At 39.5% G+C, this 18345-nt stretch carries 16 protein-coding genes and 1 other annotated feature; of the genes, 4 read left to right on the forward strand and 12 right to left on the reverse strand.

The window, feature by feature from the left end; translation table 11 throughout:
- Positions 1-32: 32 nt before the first annotated feature.
- The 3 genes from AC1D0Y_RS24370 to AC1D0Y_RS24380 form a co-directional block, all read right to left on the reverse strand.
- The gene (locus AC1D0Y_RS24370) at positions 33-269 is read right to left on the reverse strand and encodes a hypothetical protein (RefSeq protein ID WP_477707973.1); all 237 of its coding nucleotides are present in this window, start codon (positions 267-269) and stop codon (positions 33-35) included.
- Between the two features lie 55 nt (positions 270-324).
- Positions 325-909 carry a hypothetical protein gene (locus AC1D0Y_RS24375; RefSeq protein WP_060746642.1) on the reverse strand — a complete coding sequence of 195 codons (585 nt, stop codon included), beginning with the start codon at positions 907-909 and terminating at the stop codon, positions 325-327.
- A gap of 84 nt (positions 910-993) precedes the next feature.
- Complete coding sequence (locus AC1D0Y_RS24380) at positions 994-1701, reverse strand: Type 1 glutamine amidotransferase-like domain-containing protein (protein ID WP_060746641.1); 708 nt, start codon at positions 1699-1701, stop codon at positions 994-996.
- A 109-nt stretch (positions 1702-1810) separates the two neighbouring features.
- On the opposite strand from AC1D0Y_RS24380, the gene AC1D0Y_RS24385 reads away from it, so the two are divergent.
- The gene (locus AC1D0Y_RS24385) at positions 1811-2314 is read left to right on the forward strand and encodes an immunoglobulin-like domain-containing protein (RefSeq protein WP_060746640.1); all 504 of its coding nucleotides are present in this window, start codon (positions 1811-1813) and stop codon (positions 2312-2314) included.
- A 42-nt stretch (positions 2315-2356) separates the two neighbouring features.
- Here AC1D0Y_RS24385 and ileS read toward each other — a convergent pair whose 3' ends face one another.
- From ileS to AC1D0Y_RS24405, 4 genes are all read right to left on the reverse strand, one after another.
- Positions 2357-5446: an isoleucine--tRNA ligase gene (gene ileS, locus AC1D0Y_RS24390; protein ID WP_477707974.1), complete on the reverse strand. Its 3090-nt coding sequence runs from the start codon at positions 5444-5446 to the stop codon at positions 2357-2359.
- Positions 5447-5498: 52 nt separating this feature from the next.
- Positions 5499-5740, reverse strand: a binding site (T-box leader).
- A gap of 217 nt (positions 5741-5957) precedes the next feature.
- Positions 5958-7307 (reverse strand): FAD-binding oxidoreductase, encoded by a 1350-nt coding sequence (locus AC1D0Y_RS24395; protein ID WP_060746638.1) that lies wholly within the window; start codon positions 7305-7307, stop codon positions 5958-5960.
- 214 nt (positions 7308-7521) lie between these two features.
- On the reverse strand, positions 7522-8403 hold the full coding sequence (locus AC1D0Y_RS24400) for a phosphorothioated DNA-binding restriction endonuclease (RefSeq protein ID WP_060746637.1): 882 nt from the start codon (positions 8401-8403) through the stop codon (positions 7522-7524).
- Between the two features lie 337 nt (positions 8404-8740).
- The gene (locus AC1D0Y_RS24405) at positions 8741-10204 is read right to left on the reverse strand and encodes a sunset domain-containing protein (RefSeq protein WP_235593606.1); all 1464 of its coding nucleotides are present in this window, start codon (positions 10202-10204) and stop codon (positions 8741-8743) included.
- Positions 10205-10713: 509 nt separating this feature from the next.
- Between AC1D0Y_RS24405 and AC1D0Y_RS24410 the strand changes: the two genes are divergently transcribed.
- Positions 10714-11673: a patatin-like phospholipase family protein gene (locus AC1D0Y_RS24410; RefSeq protein ID WP_060746636.1), complete on the forward strand. Its 960-nt coding sequence runs from the start codon at positions 10714-10716 to the stop codon at positions 11671-11673.
- Positions 11674-11827: 154 nt separating this feature from the next.
- On the opposite strand, the gene AC1D0Y_RS24415 is transcribed toward AC1D0Y_RS24410, so the two are convergent.
- From AC1D0Y_RS24415 to AC1D0Y_RS24435, 5 genes are all read right to left on the reverse strand, one after another.
- The gene (locus AC1D0Y_RS24415; protein WP_477707975.1) at positions 11828-12499 is read right to left on the reverse strand and encodes a hypothetical protein; all 672 of its coding nucleotides are present in this window, start codon (positions 12497-12499) and stop codon (positions 11828-11830) included.
- Between the two features lie 207 nt (positions 12500-12706).
- Positions 12707-14419, reverse strand: coding sequence for a TcaA NTF2-like domain-containing protein (locus AC1D0Y_RS24420; RefSeq protein ID WP_477707976.1), 1713 nt, complete (start codon positions 14417-14419; stop codon positions 12707-12709).
- A 79-nt stretch (positions 14420-14498) separates the two neighbouring features.
- Positions 14499-15407, reverse strand: coding sequence for a phosphotransferase (locus AC1D0Y_RS24425; protein WP_060746633.1), 909 nt, complete (start codon positions 15405-15407; stop codon positions 14499-14501).
- Between the two features lie 181 nt (positions 15408-15588).
- Positions 15589-16095, reverse strand: coding sequence for a hypothetical protein (locus AC1D0Y_RS24430; RefSeq protein ID WP_201026597.1), 507 nt, complete (start codon positions 16093-16095; stop codon positions 15589-15591).
- Between the two features lie 51 nt (positions 16096-16146).
- Positions 16147-17076 carry an ADP-ribosylglycohydrolase family protein gene (locus AC1D0Y_RS24435; RefSeq protein ID WP_060746631.1) on the reverse strand — a complete coding sequence of 310 codons (930 nt, stop codon included), beginning with the start codon at positions 17074-17076 and terminating at the stop codon, positions 16147-16149.
- Positions 17077-17225: 149 nt separating this feature from the next.
- Between AC1D0Y_RS24435 and AC1D0Y_RS24440 the strand changes: the two genes are divergently transcribed.
- Both AC1D0Y_RS24440 and AC1D0Y_RS24445 read left to right on the forward strand, forming a co-directional pair.
- Positions 17226-17714, forward strand: coding sequence for a DinB family protein (locus AC1D0Y_RS24440; protein ID WP_060746630.1), 489 nt, complete (start codon positions 17226-17228; stop codon positions 17712-17714).
- 55 nt (positions 17715-17769) lie between these two features.
- A complete protein-coding gene (locus AC1D0Y_RS24445) occupies positions 17770-18336 on the forward strand; it encodes a DUF6434 domain-containing protein (RefSeq protein WP_060746629.1) in 567 nt (188 codons plus the stop codon).
- The last annotated feature ends 9 nt before the right edge of the window (positions 18337-18345 follow it).

The following is an 18345-nucleotide window of genomic DNA, read 5'->3' on the forward strand; positions in this document are numbered from 1 at the left end:
CAACGGGGTTTCTTAATGAATACATAACGTTATTAATCTGTATATGTACTATGAAAGGATGCTTCAATATATGCAACTTGGAAATGATAATGTCCAATTAAATATTTCACAATGTCCACTTGATCAATTTTGCCAGGCTTATCGACCATCGCTTCTTTCACCATTTTTTCAAATGTACCTTGATCAAACTGTTCTTCATGAACAACAATTGTCTCAGAGTACGTTTCATTTTGTCCTTCTGAAATGCGGTAGTAATACAATTTTTTCACCTCAATTTATCTTAAATATATGTATACCCCTAACTAATAACCCTCAAACATTTTTTCAACGTTCTTTTTCCACTTTACGATAGGCTGCGGCTTTTGCTTTTACAAGCAGCCTTGTAACCCAGTACGCCACTAGCGTTATCCCTATATCAATCAGAAAAATATAGAACAAGCTCATTCCTTTTCCTGACTCAATAAATTTAAAATGGTGTTCAAGAGGCGCCAGTCCAAATGAAAAAACAGCGCTCAGCAGAATTGTATACAGATAAAAATTCTTTTGGTGATTCGTACAATATTGATAAAGGAGCAGAAAGCCTACCGGCAAAATAGAAGCAGTAATATTTGTTGCGTTTGGAAGCTGTGGTGTTAAGAAAAATGTGTGCGTTAAATAACCGGTTCTTCCAAGTGCAATATCAATATATGCCCAAAGCATGTGCACTGTGTAACCGAAGAAAAACACCTCAAAGATCCGCGTCCGGTCTACGGTAAAATACAACAACACAAGAGGAAGAACGAGCGAAGCAAGCACCACCCAAAACTGCCAGTTTCCAAAATCCGAATACTGATGCCAATACGACGATAATAACTTCTGCAGCTTATCGCTTTGTTCATGTATGTTTCCCCAGTATCGTTCATAACTCACTGAAGTAACCTCCTATATAGAGTCTCTGCTTATATATGTACGAATAAGCTCCATTTTATACAGAGAAACATGGGACGCGGCCATTTATTGCTTGTCATCACCCAAATAGGTCACCGGAAGCTCACGTTCAACTACTTCTTCCTCTTTTCGATCAACAGCATATGCTTTTGCTGTTGGTCTTGAGCTAACTGATGCGGATAGCTTCTCATCTTTAAAATGCAGCGCGACTCCATCATCTACAGCATAGCCTTCTTTCATTTCCCCGCTTGCAATTAACTCATGATACGACGGTCTTCGATTGCTTTCTCCGTCGTAGTGAGGACAGTTGCTGCCGGTTAAAAACCCTAAACAGTCGATTTTAGACAGGTTGTTGTTCATTGAATCAGTGACGCCTTCTTCAAACCAGCAAAGTGAACCTGCACTTATTCCTGCTAAGATCACTCCTTTTTCATAAGCCTTTTTTAAAATCGTATCCAGTCCCCACTCGTTCCATAAAGAAAGCATATTCCTTGTATTACCGCCGCCTACATACAAAATATCCTGTTGCAGCACATATGCTTTTAAATTTACAAAGTTTTGAGAAAAAAGCGATAAATGAGACGGTGTGCATACCAACTTCCCAAACGCTTCATAAAACCTTTCTATATAGTTATCCGCATCTCCGCTTGCTGTAGGAATAAAGCAGATCTTCGGCACATCTGTATGAGCTTGTGAAAGTATGTATTGATCCAGCAGCAGGTTATCCGGCTCCATTGAAAAGCCTCCGCCGCCCATGGCTATAATTTGTCTCATTTCAATTCTCCCTTTCAAAAAAGTGATATAAAAAAATGGAAATTAACACTGTTTCCAATAGATGGTTTTCAGTATAATGGAAGAGTGAAAAAAAGGTGGTGCAAAGCTTTTGAAAATAGTACGAACACTTTTATTAATACTGGGCATTTTTATTATCTTATTTTGTATCTTTGGCTATATCGATTATAACGGTCAAAAAATGGATTTAGGAGCCAAACAAGAAAAAAACATCCCATCTTCCATTAACACTAACGGGGGAACTATTACACTATCTGCTGTCAGTAAAAAATACGATAAAACGCAGTTTGGCTTTTTTGTTATCCAAAACAATTCGAAGCATACCTTAACAATTCCTTATGAAAATACGACGGATCACTTAAAAGACGGAAAGTGGTACGAAGTTGTGCTAAACGGATTGGAGTTTCCTGATAAAACTGTCACGCTGAAGCCAGGGAAATCACTCAAACTAGATATCGCAACTCCTAACTACAAAGTAGGAAAATATCGTTTTGTTCAACACTTTAAAGATGAAAACGGAAAAGAGTATGTGTTAGCGGCTCCTTTTGAAATTGTCTGGCCGAGTCTTAAAAATGTTCTCGGACAGTTTGATTAAAGGTAAAAAAGCACTTACCTGCTATGAGGTAAGTGCTTTTTATCAGCTTTGATTTAAAACACGAAGCGTAACTTGCTTTGTTCCGACTTTTACCGTCTCTCCGTTTTTGATGGCTTCTTTCACACTGAGACTGTGCAGCAGAAGATTTTCTTGAAGCAGCGTTTCAAACTTCGCAACGGCTTCCTTCACTTCTTCGTCTCCGCTAAGTTCCAAATCAATACGTAAGTTCACGGGTAAATCCAGCTTTTTGCGATAATCTTGAACCGCTCGAATTACTTCACGAGCGACTCCTTCCTGCACGAGTTCTTCGGTTAAAGCCGTATCCAACAACGCAGTGTACGTGCCGTTGGATGCAACCGCAAAACCTTCTTTTGGCACTTTTTCAACAAGTACGTCTGCCGTTTCAAGCGTTAGGTTTTCTCCTGAAGCAAGCGTAACACTTAGCTTGCCTTGTTCAACAAACTCTTTTCCTTTCTCTTCTGAAAGGTTTTTTAACGCTTGGTTGACCTCATTAACTTGTTTTCCAAACTTCGGTCCAGCCTGTTTAAAATCGAGTTTTAACACGTATGAAACAAGCTTGTCGTCGTCTTGCTCCACGTTAAAGTTCTTCACATTAAGCTCATCTTTGATGACATCATGGTATGCTTCCCACTCTACATCTTCTTCCGTTACCACAAGCGAAAGACTTTGCAGAGGCTGCTTTACTTTTAACGAATGCGTATTTCGGATGCTTCGGCCTAGTTCCACCACTTGAAGCACCGCTGCCATTTCTTTTTCCAGCTTTTCATTCACTTTGGTTTGATCACACACAGGATAGTCTGCCAAATGAACGCTTTTTCCTGTCAGATTTTCATGAATATCATCCGCAACAAACGGCGCTAACAGCTGACTAAGCGTGACTAACACTTTATGAAGCGTATCGTAAGCCGCTGCTTTTTCGCCGTCCATCCCTTCTGACCAAAAACGATTGCGAGAACGTCGTACATACCAGTTGCTTAGCTCTTCAATAAATGCCGCGATTTCACGAGCGGCACTTGTAAACCCGTAATCTTCAAGATGTGCTGTTGCTCGCTTAACCGTACTATGCAAACGTGAAAGAATCCATTTATCCAATTTTGTTTTTTTCAATTCATACGTTTGCTCAGGGTTATAGCCGTCAAGCTTGGCGTACAGAACGTAAAAGCCGTACACGTTCACAAGTGTATCAATCACTTTTGACTTCGCTTCTTGCACGACGCGCTCTGAAAATTTCTTCGGATTCCAAGGCGCACTGTCTGCTAAAAGCGCCCATCTAAGCGCATCCGCACCAAATGTATGAATAAGATCAACAGGGTCTAGCGCATTTCCTTTACTTTTAGACATCTTTTGACCGTTTTCATCTAACACGTGGCCAAGAGACAAAACGCGCTTATAAGGCGCTTTTCCAGTAAACAGCGTTGAAACTGCCATCAAGCTGTAAAACCAGCCGCGCGTTTGATCAATTCCTTCTGCGATAATGTCTGCTGGAAACTGCTTTTGAAACAGCTCGCTGTTTTCAAACGGATAGTGATACTGCGCAAACGGCATCGAGCCGCTGTCAAACCAAACGTCAATCACTTCTGGCGTTCGCTTCATTTCTCCGCTGCAGACCGGACACGTTAGCTGCACGTCATCTACATACGGCTTATGAAGTTCAATGCTGTCATCTACGGAATGTGACGCATGTTTCTGAAGCTCTTTGATGCTTTTTGGGGCTACTTGATGCTGACATTCACCGCATTCCCATACGTTCAGCGGCGTTCCCCAGTAGCGTTTTCTGCTGATGTTCCAGTCCACCATATTTTCTAAAAAGTTGCCAAAGCGACCGTGCTTGATATGATCCGGGTACCACGTCACGCTTTCATTGTTTTTCAAAAACTGTTCCTTCAACGCCGTCGTTTGGATAAACCAGCTTTCATTTGCGTAATAAAGAAGCGGCGAGTCGCATCGCCAGCAAAACGGATAGCTGTGCTCATGCTTTTCTTTATGATACAGCACGCCTTCATTTGCTAAATAACGAACGATATCAACGTCGCAGTCTTTCACGAAACGTCCTTGAAAAGGCGGCACTTCAGACGTGTACTGTCCTTTTTCATCCACTACGTTCACAAATGAAAAGCCGTTTTCTTTTACAACTCTGTAATCATCTTCGCCGTATGCAGGTGCTAAATGAACAACTCCTGTTCCGCTTTGATCCGTTACGTAATCAGCCGTTACGACTTCGTGCCCTTTTTCCACTTTCACAAAATTAAACGGCGGCTCATACGACATCCCTTTTAACTCATTTCCTTTATGTTGAGATAAAACCGTATACTCTCCTTTTAACACTTTGTCTGCGAGTGCTTCTGCCACTATATACACGCTATCGCCTTGCTCGGCGCGAACGTAGTTCATCTCTTCATGCACCGCAAGCGCCACGTTTGACGGAAGCGTCCAAGGCGTTGTCGTCCAGCCTAAAAAATACTCATCATCGCGGTTTTTCACTTTAAATTTCACCGTTACCGTTAAATCTTTTACATCTTTATACCCTTGCGCTACTTCATGCGAACTTAATGATGTTTGACAGCTCGGGCAGTAAGGTGATACGCGGTGGCCTTTATAAAGAAGTCCTTTATCATGAATCGTGCCAAGCACGTTCCATACGCTTTCAATGTATGAATTCTCCAAGGTGATGTAAGGGTCTTCCATATCAACCCAATAGCCAAGCTGCTTCGTGAACGTGCGCCACTGCTTTTCATACACAAACACACTTTCCTTACACTTGTTGATAAAAGCTTCTACGCCGTATTTTTCAATATCATGCTTCCCTGAAATTCCGAGCTGCTTTTCTACACCGAGCTCTACCGGCAGTCCGTGCGTATCCCAGCCTGCTTTTCGAATCACTTGATGCCCCGTCATCGTTTTATAACGAGCCACCACGTCTTTAATCGTCCGGCCTAACGCATGCCCTACGTGAGGAAGACCGTTTGCTGTCGGAGGACCTTCATAAAATACAAACGACGGATGCCCTTCTCGATTTTCAACCGACTGGTGAAACACATTTCCTTTTTGCCACTGCTGCTGGATACGCTGTTCGCGCTCTTGCGAAGACTCCCTTACATTCACTTCTTTCATGTGATACCACTCCTTTTAAAGTTAAAAGCACACAAAGAAACCCGTCCCTATGACTAGGGACGGGTTTTAACCGCGGTACCACCCTGGCTTCTATTGATCCGGTCATCAATAGCACTCAGCAACGTACAATCATACGCGTTCTTTTTAACGGTAGACTACCGTTCAAACTTACTTATCGTTCAGTTTGACTTCTCAGAGAGGATATTCCCCTGCAGCTTGAACACTGGCTTTCAGCTATCACCAGCTCTCTGTGGAACAAACTTGCAGCGTACTGATTCTCTTCAACGAATTTGTGTGCTTTTATTAGTAGTTATTGTATGCGGTTTGGAAGGGAATGTCAATGTTTATGAAATTTGTGTATGTTTCTCCGTATATGCAGTCGTCTATCGATAAAATAACTGCTTACCACTATTTGCTGCCTTTTTCACGCTTTCAGGAAAAGGCAATGCACACAAAAAACCACCTCATTTAAGGTGGGTATTATTTGGCTCTCCGACTTGAAAGATGCTCTTTAAAACCAGTTAATAAAAGGCGGGATGCTCTGAGGGAAATGAAATAGATTGCACGGGTCATATGCTCGCTTCACTTCTCGAAGCTTTTTAAAATTCTCTCCATAATACGCCGTTGGCCAATCTCTGATGAACCGGTCCGGCCAGTTCACATAATCTCCAGTTGTATATCTTGATAAAGCATTTCTTAATTCTTCAATCCATCGAATGTTTGCTCTCTCTTCTGAAGGATGACTCCATGTAGCAAGGTACTCCTGTGCGATAATAGCATCTCTATAATAGAAGGCCGTTTCATTAGAGGCAACTTCCTCCACTGCTCCCCCAAGAGACTGGTGCCAAATACTAGATTTTTCGTTTGGAGCATTTTCTAAAAAATGCTTCATTGTTAAAATAGCGTCTTTTGGAAAAGGTTTATTAAGAAAAGAACCTGACCTTTTTCGAGGGGCGGGTTGGTTTCCGCTCGGATCGTCAAAAAATTGTACAGCTTCAATATATGAAACTTCCTTTATTACTACTTTTTTAGGACACCCAACATCTATTAAAGGCTGCAGAAGTTCCTTTAACTTGAATGATGAACCAACGAATTCACCTTGAGCGATAATCTGATTTGCTTCCTTGGATTTTAACTCAACCTCCGAAGTTAAACGCTTATCGGTATTTGTGGCCCAGTGCTGCCATGCATCAAAAGCAGCTTCGAAATCTTCCCATTCCCATGTAATGGAGAAGATTGACACCTTTGAAATAGGCTGCACCTTAAAGGTAAGAGACGTAACAATACCAAAGTTTCCGCCCCCACCTCCACAACAAGCCCAAAAGAGATTACTGTTGTGATTTTTATTTGCCTTAATGAGTTCAACTTCTCTCTGTTCATTTACTATGGCCATTTCAACTTCAAGCAAATTATCACAGGTAAGCCCAAACAACCTTGATAACATCCCAATTCCTCCGCCAAGCACAAGGCCTACAAGACCAACACTGCTTTCCGTACCTGCAGGGATAGTCGTTCCTTTTTTCCATAATTCATTATATACTTTCCCTAGATTAGCTCCTGCTTCTATTTTTGCTGTCATGCTTTTACTGTCGATCTTGATTCTATCCATTTCACTGACATCAATCACTAATCCAGCGTTTACTAATGAAAAATTTTCATAGCTATGCCTACCGCTTCTTATTCGAAATGGGACATGATTTTCCTTTACCCACTTCAATGCATTTACTACATCGTTTGTATTCTGACAAAATACAATTATTCTTGGAAATTTAGGCACACCTAAATTATTATTTGTTCTAGCCTGATCATATTCCGCATCATCAGATGTAACGATTCGTCCAGTAAGCTTTGTTTCCTCCACGATATAACCCCTTTCTTAATACAGATAAGATGCTTATATCCTATGAATTTTCTTCAGAAAAGACACACAGTTTAAAGGGAGGAAACAGAGAATAGAAAACTTACTGGAGGGGTTCTGGACAGAATACTAATTTATTTTTAACGTATTTTAAATGACGCCACTATATGTAAAGTACTTCCTAAGTATAAACATACCAAACTATCATTTATAAAAATCAGTTTATATCACTTGCTTGATATCTAGGAGGTCCCCTGAACACTTCTCTAACATGCCACCCAAGAAAATCTTCACTCGGCTGATATGCCGGATGAATCGGATCTCTAAGCTTTTGTCCATGATACTTCATAAGCCACTCTTCAAATCCATTTGTGCCGTGTGCTTGAGTTGCCACCAACAGCTCATTATGATCTGAAAAAGTAAAAACTCCTCGATCAAATAATTTATGATGCATTGAACATAAAGCGATTCCGTTACTTTCAATATCTGGCCCTCCCGCTTGATGCCACTTAATATGAGCGGCCTCTACACCAACTAAATTATGTCCAAGACGAACGTTAAACCCACAAACAGCGCAGCTATATCCGTAAGCTTGAAGAATTTTCTCTCGAAACTTTGGATCTCTTCTTCTCTTTAACTGTGTTTCAAAATCCAAGCCTACGGCTCTTAATATATCTTCATGGATCGTATCCGGAAAATGCTCATTTAATAAAAATTGCGCTGCATCTTGAAGCAGCGTAGGATCATTCGCAAAGAGATTATAAACATCCGATGTAAAACCGCCCATTATATTTGTGCTTAGCAAATATTTATCTGTAAAGCTACGTTTATCAACTTCTTCACTTAGCTCCCATATTCCATCTCCTGTCAAACGAACAAAAGGATGCTCTGGATGGTAGGAACTCCGAGAAGGTCCAAACTCCATAAGCAGCTCTTTTAAAGGAATTTTCACCTCGCTATACGGCAAGTGAATTTGCTGTTTAGACTGCAGCTGACCTAGGGCATACATTATCAACAATGGTTTGTGCGGAGCTCTTTGATCCCTTTTTTTCCAGATGTTTAAGTTCTTTATTTTTTGTAGTACTTCTTCTCTGTTCATAAGCTTGCTTTAACTCCCATCTATAAAACTGTTTAAAACCTTAGAGCTAAGACCGTTTTTGAAAAAGTATTAATAAATGTAAGTATAATAGCTAATTCTATTATATGACAGCATCAGATGAGCAAGGGAACTTTATTTGCAGACGCGTTTACAAAACGCTACTTTAAGCTTTCTTATCCAAGTTGTTTTATTCAAAGAATTCTTTTTTCATATCTTCTCTGCTTTTAAAACTTACTCGTTCTGTGTCTTTGATACATACGTTATATTAATCCTCTCATAAAGAAAAAAGCTCTCCAAGAAACATATAGGAGAGCTTTTAAAGGTTGCATATATTTTTTTATCGTTGGGATTCTCTATATCCAGCTGCCTGTGCATCCGCTTCTGAACAGAACCAAACAATGTTATCTTGAGTTCTGTCATAATAAGCTCCGCCAGGTACGTGGTAAATTTTCGAGTTTTTGTTACCTTTGATTTGTCCCGAACAAGACATATTAGACTGTTGATCATCACTCGGATCATTTTCAAATGGCTTATAATTTCCACTGTTGCTAGTAGAACTGCTAGGTGTAGACTGTTGACTAGCTGCTTGTTGTTGAGCTTTACGCTCTGCTTCTTGTTTTGCAGCTTGCTCCTCAGCTTTTCGTTCCGCTTCTTCTTTCGTCGCTTGCTCTTGAGCTTTTCGTTCTGCCTCTTCTTTTGCCGCTTGCTCCTCAGCTTTTTGTTCCGCTTCTTCTTTCGCCGCTTGCTCTTGAGCTTTTCGTTCTGCCTCTTCTTTTGCCGCTTGCTCCTGAGCTTTTTGTTTTGCTTCTTCTTTTGCTGCTTGTTCTTCAGCTTTTTGTTTTGCTTCTTCTTTTGCTGCTTGTTCTTCAGCTTTTCGTTTTGCTTCTTCTTTTGCCGCTTGCTCCTCAGCTTTTTGTTTTGCTTCTTCTTTTACTGCTTGCTCCTCAGCTTTTTGTCTTTTCTCTTCTTTTGCTGTTTTATCACTATCATTCTTTTCAACTTTTTGCTTGCTGCTATCAGCACCATCTTTTTTAGATGAAACAGTGACGCTGTTTTGCGAAGAACTTACTTGAGTTGAAGCAGGGGTAGAAGTTGATTCTCCATCTGTAAAAGCTACAGCAATAAAAAAACAACTAATAATTAAATATAGATAAGAAAATAATACACGTTTTCTTGTTTTGATTTTAAATTTAGGCAATACCCACTTTGGCTTTATTAATCCAACAAATAAGCCTATGATGCTTAAAAACAGAATCAGTAAAGCTAGTCCCATAATAAAATTATGAGTAGCTGCTGGTAATAAGGGATGTAATATGAATAAAAGAATTAAGGTGTAAACAGTAGAAGCCATAAACATTTTCCAAGTTGTCTGTGAACGATATCCTAATACCTTAGTCCAGACAGGTCTTTTTACTACGTTAACTTCCATAGAAGAGTGGTTACGAATAACTTGCTCTACTTCCTTTCCTTTTACCTCTATTGTAATATCCCTATTTTCACCATGACCTACAAATGTAAATACTGATTTTGCAATGCTATGGTCAATTGTAACGCTAGAGAAATCAGCCCATTCATACCGCTCAATTAACATTAAATTCTGTTCAGCGTTGTTGTTAAATTCATAAAAATTCATACCTTTATCGTCTACTGCCGAGTAACATACATTTGAACTTCTTTTCCCGTAATTAGCTTTTGATACTAGCAACAGCTTATTTTGACTATTTGTATAATTGTTCTCTATATAAGCTTTTGCAATTGCTTCATTGGATTCTTTTTGGTTCTTATACCTTGTCTTAGACATTTTGACCTTTCCCTCACTCTTTCTTGATTCCTTACACTAAAAATAGATAAGTTAGTGTGGACCTACTAATATTCGATTCATATGCAACTAATCTATCTTACAATAAAATGTTGTATAAACGGGTATTATATTTCCTTTAATTTCTTTAAAAGGACTATTTTAGATTTGACCTGCACTTATAAAGGGAATGAAAAGATTAAAAGAAGGAACGAAATGTTATGAGTATAATATTTTCAGCGCCATCTCCCCTTGAATACTCTTTCTTACTCTTATTTTTGTAATTAAACAAAGAGATCTTCCCTCTTAACAACATCTACTCAAATAAAACCATCGGCTAAGATTTAGCCAATGGTTTTATTTGTTGGGGTCTTTATTTATTTTTAAGAATGTTCATCTGTATAACCCGGCTCCTAAAGGATCAGTAAAAGAGATACTCATACCTCTCCAGCACATCAAATAAACATATACAGAATGATAACTCTGATGGGATTCGAAAGGAGAAATCACCTTTGACAAAATATCGGATCATGACCTTTGATGGAGGCGGTACTTTAGGTGCTTTAAGTTTACAACTTTTGAATAGATTGGTTTATCAAAACCCCAAGTTAATTAGTGAAACCAATGTTTTTTCAGGAAATTCGATTGGTTCATTTACTGCTCTCGCATTAGCAAGCGGAAGATCACCAGAAGAGACGTTTCAGTTTTTCAAAGATCACATCTTACCGGCGTTCAGCGTTTCCCGACCGGGCGGACCTGTTTTTAACCAACAACTACCCTATTCTGGTTTTATTAAAGCCATACGAATGTTTTTCCCCCGAGACCTTCGCCTTAGAGACTTAAAGAAGCGAATTGTTGTGCCATCCTTTCACTTATTTTCACCGGAGCTGAATCGTTGGAATCCTGTGTTATTTCATAATTTTCCTGGTTCTCCCTATCTTAATGAAAAAGCAAGTGACGTAATACTTAGGAGCAGCGCTGCTCCCGCAACGCAAAGAGCTTATCAAAACTATGTTGATGGTTATACAGTAGCAACTAATACCAGTACAGCTAGTATCGCGTTTGCAGTGGGAAAAGCAAAGCAGCCGTTAGATCAAATTGCCGTACTATCCATCGGAACAGGTGAACAGCCAACTCAATTAAGAAGAGATACAAAGGGGTGGGGAATGGTGAGTACCGATAACATACGCCCTGAGGATATGGAAGACCTTCCGCCAAATTGGGGAGTACTTTTAGACCGGTCTTCTAATGAACCCTTGCTTCCGTTTCTTCAGATTATCTCTGGTGGATCGAGCTACTATGAATCAATGGTTAGCTCTGAGCTTTTAGGCGATCAGTTTTTCCGGTTGAATCCGCGAATTCCTAATTTCTCTAAAACGGATCCTTCGGTTGTTCCCGCTCTTATTTCGATTGCTAATAAAACGAATTTACGGCCTGCGTTTCATTTCATTGAAAAAAACTGGAATTGCTAATATTTTTTAAGGAGAGCATTGAAACATGGAATTTGTTGTTTTATGAACACAAATTCCTTTTTTAGATAACCCCTTATATTTTAGCCAGCCATGCTAATTCGTTCGTTATTATAATCATGTAATCATGATTTTTCATTCTTTCTCGTTTCACCTATTAAAACTTTACACTTTTCAGCATTTTCACAATCAACTTATCTTGTTTTTCCCCTTGTTTCTCTGTTAAATGATCTCCAGTATATTTGTAATAAAGCTCGATTACTTTATCCGTATTTTTATCTGCTATATATGCTACGTATGTATTTGGAACATACTTAATATTGTTCTTTACAACTTTTTCTTCAGTTCCTTTAAAATATGTATATGCTGAATCGTAATATATACTGATATGCGCTGTTTCTATCTTTTTTGGTTGATTCACATGTAGGTTCTTTTTGAACAGACTCTCTACATTTACCTCCTCATTTTCTTTTACCTTCTCTGCCAGTTCTACGTTCATGTATGAAACTTCATTTTTATTATTAGAGAAATTTCCCGAAGAAGCCACCCATCGCTCATAAAACTGACCGTTGATAGCATAGTCTTCTTTATTTTCATGAATTAACTGATACTCCTCTGGAAACCACATCGTATACTGCCCTGTCTTTGACTTAAACTCGTAAAACTCGTTATCTGCTTTTTTGCCTTTATCTAAGAATTCTCGTGTAAAGTGATCATTAAAAGCGGGGACATTTGGATAACGGGTTTCATTTATCATCCATATACCTCCTATTAAAATAGTAGCTCCAGCAATGACTGCACTAACTGTTTTGGTGCGTTTTTTCATCATAGCACCTCCTTTCACTTATGTTCCGACCTATATTTTATACATGTTCGATACTACCATACTTCTACTGGAAGAAGCATGAACACAATCAATGAAAGACTCATAAATAGTTCCTACCACTCTACAAAAAAAGGAAAAACCGACTCCAACCAAAACAACCGCTAGCCCCTAAAAGGAACTAGCGGTTATTCATAACCTCTCAGAAACCCTTCACTCCTCCACCGGCTTCTGCTCATCTGTTAACGTATCAATCTTAGTAATTTGAAGTTTATCTTTACCTGCAGCTTTCACATGATAAATTCGTTGTTTCTTAAACTGCGTGCTTGCGTCATATGAGTCGGTGAATGTGTACACTTCGTTTGTATAAATGCTGTAGGTTCCGTCATCATGTGACTCTGTTTTTGTCACTAAAAATTGATCGTTAGCAAACGATACGTTTTTGCCGGCAAGTGATGTGATATAGCTTTTTAGCTGCTTATACACTGGCTGATTCGAGTCGATATAAGGCGCCATCCCACTAAAGTCGCCGCTGTTTAAGCTTGAAAAGTACGCGGCTTTATAGGAAATAAAAAAGTTTTCAAGATCCGTTTTGCTTACAACATCTGGCTTAGGCTGTTCATTTTTTAACGACTGCGTGCTGGCCGTAGCTTCTATGTTTGAGCTTGTTTCTACCGTTTGATTATCAAAATTCATATATACAATCGTCAGCAATAAGACAAGGGCGATAGCGCCTCCTATTAAAATAGGAAAAGTGCGCCGTGATGATTGCTGCTTTTTGAGCACGGGAAAGTCTGCGTAGGCTGGCAGCGTAACAGGGTTTATACTTAGCTTCAACCGAGATAATGCCCCTGGTATTTCCGTGCTTTTTACACTGGCAAGCGGCTGAAGTGCTAAAAATTCTTCGTATGCAACAATAAACTCGTTTACTGCTATTCCTTTGTACATGCCGTAAATTCGATTCCACAGTTCTCGACACCGAGTATCCTTTATATCTTCACTCAGTTCGTTAAAAAATGGTCGTGATTTTTTAATAAAAGCCGCTAACCACGTTTGATGAACGTCGACTTTGTGGACTGCATGTAGGTCGTTAAGTGATTGCTTTAACTTGGCGTGTTCATGTGCATCGTTTTGGATAATGGCTTCCATGCTGCGTTGCGTTTCTCCCAGCACAGTAGAAAGACTCTTACTCATTTTTTCTTGCAGCGCATCAAACTGACTGCGGATATCAGGCCAGTGAAGTTCGAGTAATTGTTTTTGTGCAGTCGTGGCTTTTCGAATACTTTCATTTAGCTCATGCTGCTTTGTGCGAAAGGCGGTCGCTTTTTGTTTGGTGACCAATTTATTTTTGCTTAGCTGATGCCATTCTTGCTTCAAGCTCTTGGCTTCTTCGAGTACTGTGGCGGTCGCTTGTTTTACATGTTCATGCCTTTTTTGAAAGTCAACGAACGCTGACAAATACGTATTCCAGTTTTCCTTCATTTCTTTTAACGATGACGCGTTAGCGTGTTTTTCTGTTAGTTGAAAAAAGTCGTTTCTAAACGCTATCATATCCGCTTCAGAAAAAAGTTCTTTTCCGAAAACCTCTGTCACATTCCTATGTATGCTTGTTAACTGTTCAATCTGTCTCATATTGCTTTGACGCTTTTTTATGTACTCTGGATAATCGTTTGAAAGAAACGTTAACATCATATATTCAATGTTATTTATGTTGTACTCTGTACGTTCTTTTTCCAGTTCGTCATACACTTTCTGCAGATGACGTTCTACTATGGAGAGAAATTTTTCTTTATCCATCCCATCTACTTCTTCTTTTAGCATGTTTAAAGATTCCGTTTCTCCAATAAGAAATTCCTTTTCTTGGTATAGCTGTATCCATGCTTCTAGCAGCTGCGCTGCTGATTCATTCCAATGGCTTGTATTCATCGTTTGCTTCACCTGTTGTTTTTATTTTTATCCTTTTTTAACTATACAGGAATTTAACAAAAATTTTATTACAGTTTTATTACTCTTGAAAAATGAGGTTTAAGCTTTCTAGAGCCGCTTCTAACGTTTGTTTGTCTCCTTGATCGTAGCTGTGCGCCACAAGTACTACGGTTGTAAATACAGCTTTCCATTTTGCCAGTCTGTACGTTTCTTCGTCTACTTTTCCGTATTCTTTAAAAAAACATGCTCTTCCTTTAGGAGGTAAAAAGCTGTAGGCAATCGCTAGGTCAACTGCCGGGTGACCAATATGAACATCTCCCCAGTCAATGATGCCTGAAACCATATTGGTTTGATCAACAATCATGTTTTTAATATGAAGATCTCCGTGAACCAGTACATGTTTTTCTTGATAGTGAATTTCTTGTATGCCATTTACATAGTCTTCAAGAATCTCTTGTTTTGAATAAAGATTACGCTCTTTCATTTGCTTGACATACTTTTCTAACGCCGGCTTTCGCTTCATCATATCAAGTCGATTCAGCTCATCAAACGGCACGCCGAGCTCTTGCGCTTTTAAATGAGGATAGTAATGCACCGCGCGAAGAAATCTTGCTAGTACAGAAGCAGATTGTATGCGCTCTTCTTCTGTTAATCTTGCAGGCGGAGTTCCTTGCACGTAGTGATAGCCCGTAAAAGGCCAAGGATAGCCTCCATTCGGCTTACCTAAAAAAATGGGCTCTGCAATCGATAGAGGCAATTGAGAAGCAAGACTTGGTAAAAGCTGATTTTCTGTTTTTAATAGTCCTACTGCCAGTTCTCGTCTAGGAAACCGAAACACAAAGCGGTCGTTTACTTGATAAACCGTATTGTCAAAGCCGTAGCCAAGCAGTGAAATCGCAGCGGGCGCAAGTTCTGGAAACTGCGTCTCGATTAACGTTTTGGCAAGCGGTGCTGATACGATTTGTTCTGCATCCCATGCATTTGGCACTGTGATCACCTTTCTTTAACGTGAAGTTTGTATGTTATGTAAAAGTATATTATAAATGATTTTGACCATAAAAACCCTCTGACGCAAAGCCAGAGGGTTTCACTGAATATATAAATAAGATAGGATGCCTTAGAACGGCACACTACGCCTCTAGGTTAGTAGCCTACGGTACATTTATTACTTAATACGTACACCAAAATACCTCATCGACTGTTTCTTCAACATGCTCCATCTTAATAAAGTTCAATAAAAGATCCGTTTGATCATTTCCTGTATACTCATCTTGGTCAACATTATAAAATTGAATGAGCTCGAGCTTGTACATACCGTTTTTAATGTCAATTCTATACTTAGAACAGTTTTCATCAGGCACTAACTGATCTTCAAACTGGGCGGCCATCGTAAGGCTGTCATAATCTACGAGATAAAGCTGATGATTGGTTACATTTATATAACCTGTTGCTTTTCTAAAGTATGTATCTATATCCGACTCTGTTCCAATCTTCACTTCTACGTTCCAAGAGTGTTCAATTCCTTCTTCTGTCATTTGACATACTAGGATATTTCTTTTTTTCATTTCACTGCCGAAGTGGTTCAGAAGCTGGTCTAGCTCCCAATCCTCATCGACAAATGATTGGTACTCTTTTGCGTTTGCCACTCCGATAAAATTGGTATCGCCAAAATCCATAGAAAATTTCACTTTATCTCCTCCGAACTTTTGAATAATTTTTATGATCCATTAACATATATCGGCAAACTTCTTACAAGCCTTCTCTAACTCTTCTTTTTTAGCAAGCTGACAAACCCACTCTTCAGGAAGGCCATCCAGCTGATAATATGCTCCTGCCATAGTACCTGTAATAAAGCCTATTGTATCTGTGTCTTCTCCTAAATTCACAGCGGTAAGTACAGCTTCTTTGTAGTCATCACTTTGCAGAAAAGACCAAAGAGATGCTTCTAGCGAGCTGACGACGTATCCAGTTGATCCGATTTCATTTCTTGCTGCGTGCGGCAAGCTTAGGTTTAACACTCGTTCATACGCAGAAAACTCTACTTCATACTCCGTACCTGTTAACTGCTTTTGACAGAGATTTACCGCGTTTTCATATGCTTCAAAAGGCTCGTTGCCGTCAAGAAGACGAATAAGCAGCTCCACGTATATAATGCAGCCAAGCGTAGAGCGCACGTGGCGGTGCGTGACGTGAGCAATTCTTTCTATTTCTTCTTTTCTTTTTGTAAAGCTAGGTTCATCACGTAGTGTAAAAGCAAGCGGAGCAATACGCATAAGCGCTCCGTTTCCGTTGTCGTATTCAGCGCTTCCTCCCCACTCTTCTTTAGGAAGCCCGCTGTTATAGCGGCGAATCGCTTCGCTTGTGGCAATGCCAATATCAAACATTTCTCCGTACGGCGTCCAGTAGCCATTCGCCCAATAGCTCTCAAACTTTTGCATTAAATCATATTCATCTTGTTTTTCTAGTAGATTATCAATCAAGCACATCGTCAGAGATGTATCATCTGACCACGTTCCTTTAGGCTGGTTGTATGTACCGTAGCCTGTCATAGTTGTGATCCGAAATGAATCGCGTTTTTTAAACTCAACTGGAACGCCTAAAGCGTCTCCGACAGCTCCTCCTAGAATTGTAGAAAGTACTTTTTTATGTAGCGTCATGTGATCAACTCCTTTCTATTATTGTAATTGTTTGATTTTGGAATTTGCAAGAGATCTCTTGCCTAGACGTTTTTTCTTCTTTTTACAAAGGAATTTACAAGCCTTAATCTAATTTAGTAAGAGGTAAAAAAACATGTGAGGTGTGGTAGATGATTCATTTTCTTGAATATAATTGGCAAGTGAGAGATGAATGGTTTAGCTGGTGTTATCAACTTTCTAGAGAAGAACTGTTGAAGAAGCGGACTGGAGGAACGGGCAGCATTTTACAAACTCTGTTTCATATTATTGATGTGGAAGACAGCTGGATACGCGCCATCCAAGGTAAACCAGATATCGTTCTTTCTTTTGAAGAACACGATACGCTTGAAAAGCTTCAAGCGCTTTCTTCTGCACATAGACCCGAAATTGCCGACTTTCTAAGTCATTTGAATTTTTCCAACAAAAGGTACGTAACAGTCCCTTGGGATTCTACTTCTTACACGGAAGCTGACATTTTGCATCACATCATCATTCATGAAATCCATCACATCGGCCAGCTTTCTATTTGGGCAAGAGAGATGAATAAACAGCCTATTTCTTCTCACTATGTAGGAAGAAACATAAAAGACATTGCTTCGTACTTCTCTAAAAACAATTGACCAACGAGAACAAACGTTCTATAATTACTTTTGTAAATATATGGAGGTGAAAACGATGCGACCCGAACTTACAAAAAATTTACCTATCAATGACTTCACGGATTTTTACTGGCTCAAAACCGAGCTGCAGCAATTTTGTCGAGAAAACAACATGAGCCCGTCTGGATCTAAAATGGAACTTTCAAAAAGAATTGAAGTGTTTTTAATAACCGGTGACACTCAACAATCAAAATCACCTTCTAAAAAACGCTCGTCCTCTAAAACACGAGCGCCGCTAACATTAGATACCGTCATTGGGAAAAATCACCGCTGCAGTCAAGAAGTACGGGCTTTTTTTAAAAAAGCCATTCATCCTACGTTTCATTTTTCCACGTATATTCAAAACTACTTTAAAGAAAATGTAGGGAAGACCTATCGAGATGTGGTAAAAGCGTGGCATGAAGAAGAGGAACGAAAAAAGCAGCCTTCTTATCAAAAAGAGATTGCGCCTCAGTTTGAGTACAACCGCTTTATTCGCGATTTTTTTAACGATCCGAAAAACAAAGGAAAAAGCCGCGATGATGCAATTGCGGCGTGGAAGCATTTGAAACTTCAGCCTGGAAGCAATCAATACCGCTCTTAAATCAAACTC

It is taken from the genome of Priestia sp. P1_B12_1 (assembly GCF_056406695.1).

Coding starts and splice junctions, on each gene's coding strand:
- AC1D0Y_RS24405 (WP_235593606.1), bottom strand. CDS start 10,204: ATGTCTAAGACAAGGTATAAGAACCAAAAAGAATCCAATGAAGCAATT.
- AC1D0Y_RS24415 (WP_477707975.1), bottom strand. CDS start 12,499: ATGATGAAAAAACGCACCAAAACAGTTAGTGCAGTCATTGCTGGAGCT.
- AC1D0Y_RS24445 (WP_060746629.1), top strand. CDS start 17,770: ATGCGACCCGAACTTACAAAAAATTTACCTATCAATGACTTCACGGAT.
- AC1D0Y_RS24430 (WP_201026597.1), bottom strand. CDS start 16,095: ATGGATTTTGGCGATACCAATTTTATCGGAGTGGCAAACGCAAAAGAG.
- ileS (WP_477707974.1), bottom strand. CDS start 5,446: ATGAAAGAAGTGAATGTAAGGGAGTCTTCGCAAGAGCGCGAACAGCGT.
- AC1D0Y_RS24435 (WP_060746631.1), bottom strand. CDS start 17,076: ATGACGCTACATAAAAAAGTACTTTCTACAATTCTAGGAGGAGCTGTC.
- AC1D0Y_RS24420 (WP_477707976.1), bottom strand. CDS start 14,419: ATGAATACAAGCCATTGGAATGAATCAGCAGCGCAGCTGCTAGAAGCA.
- AC1D0Y_RS24400 (WP_060746637.1), bottom strand. CDS start 8,403: ATGAACAGAGAAGAAGTACTACAAAAAATAAAGAACTTAAACATCTGG.
- AC1D0Y_RS24440 (WP_060746630.1), top strand. CDS start 17,226: ATGATTCATTTTCTTGAATATAATTGGCAAGTGAGAGATGAATGGTTT.
- AC1D0Y_RS24380 (WP_060746641.1), bottom strand. CDS start 1,701: ATGAGACAAATTATAGCCATGGGCGGCGGAGGCTTTTCAATGGAGCCG.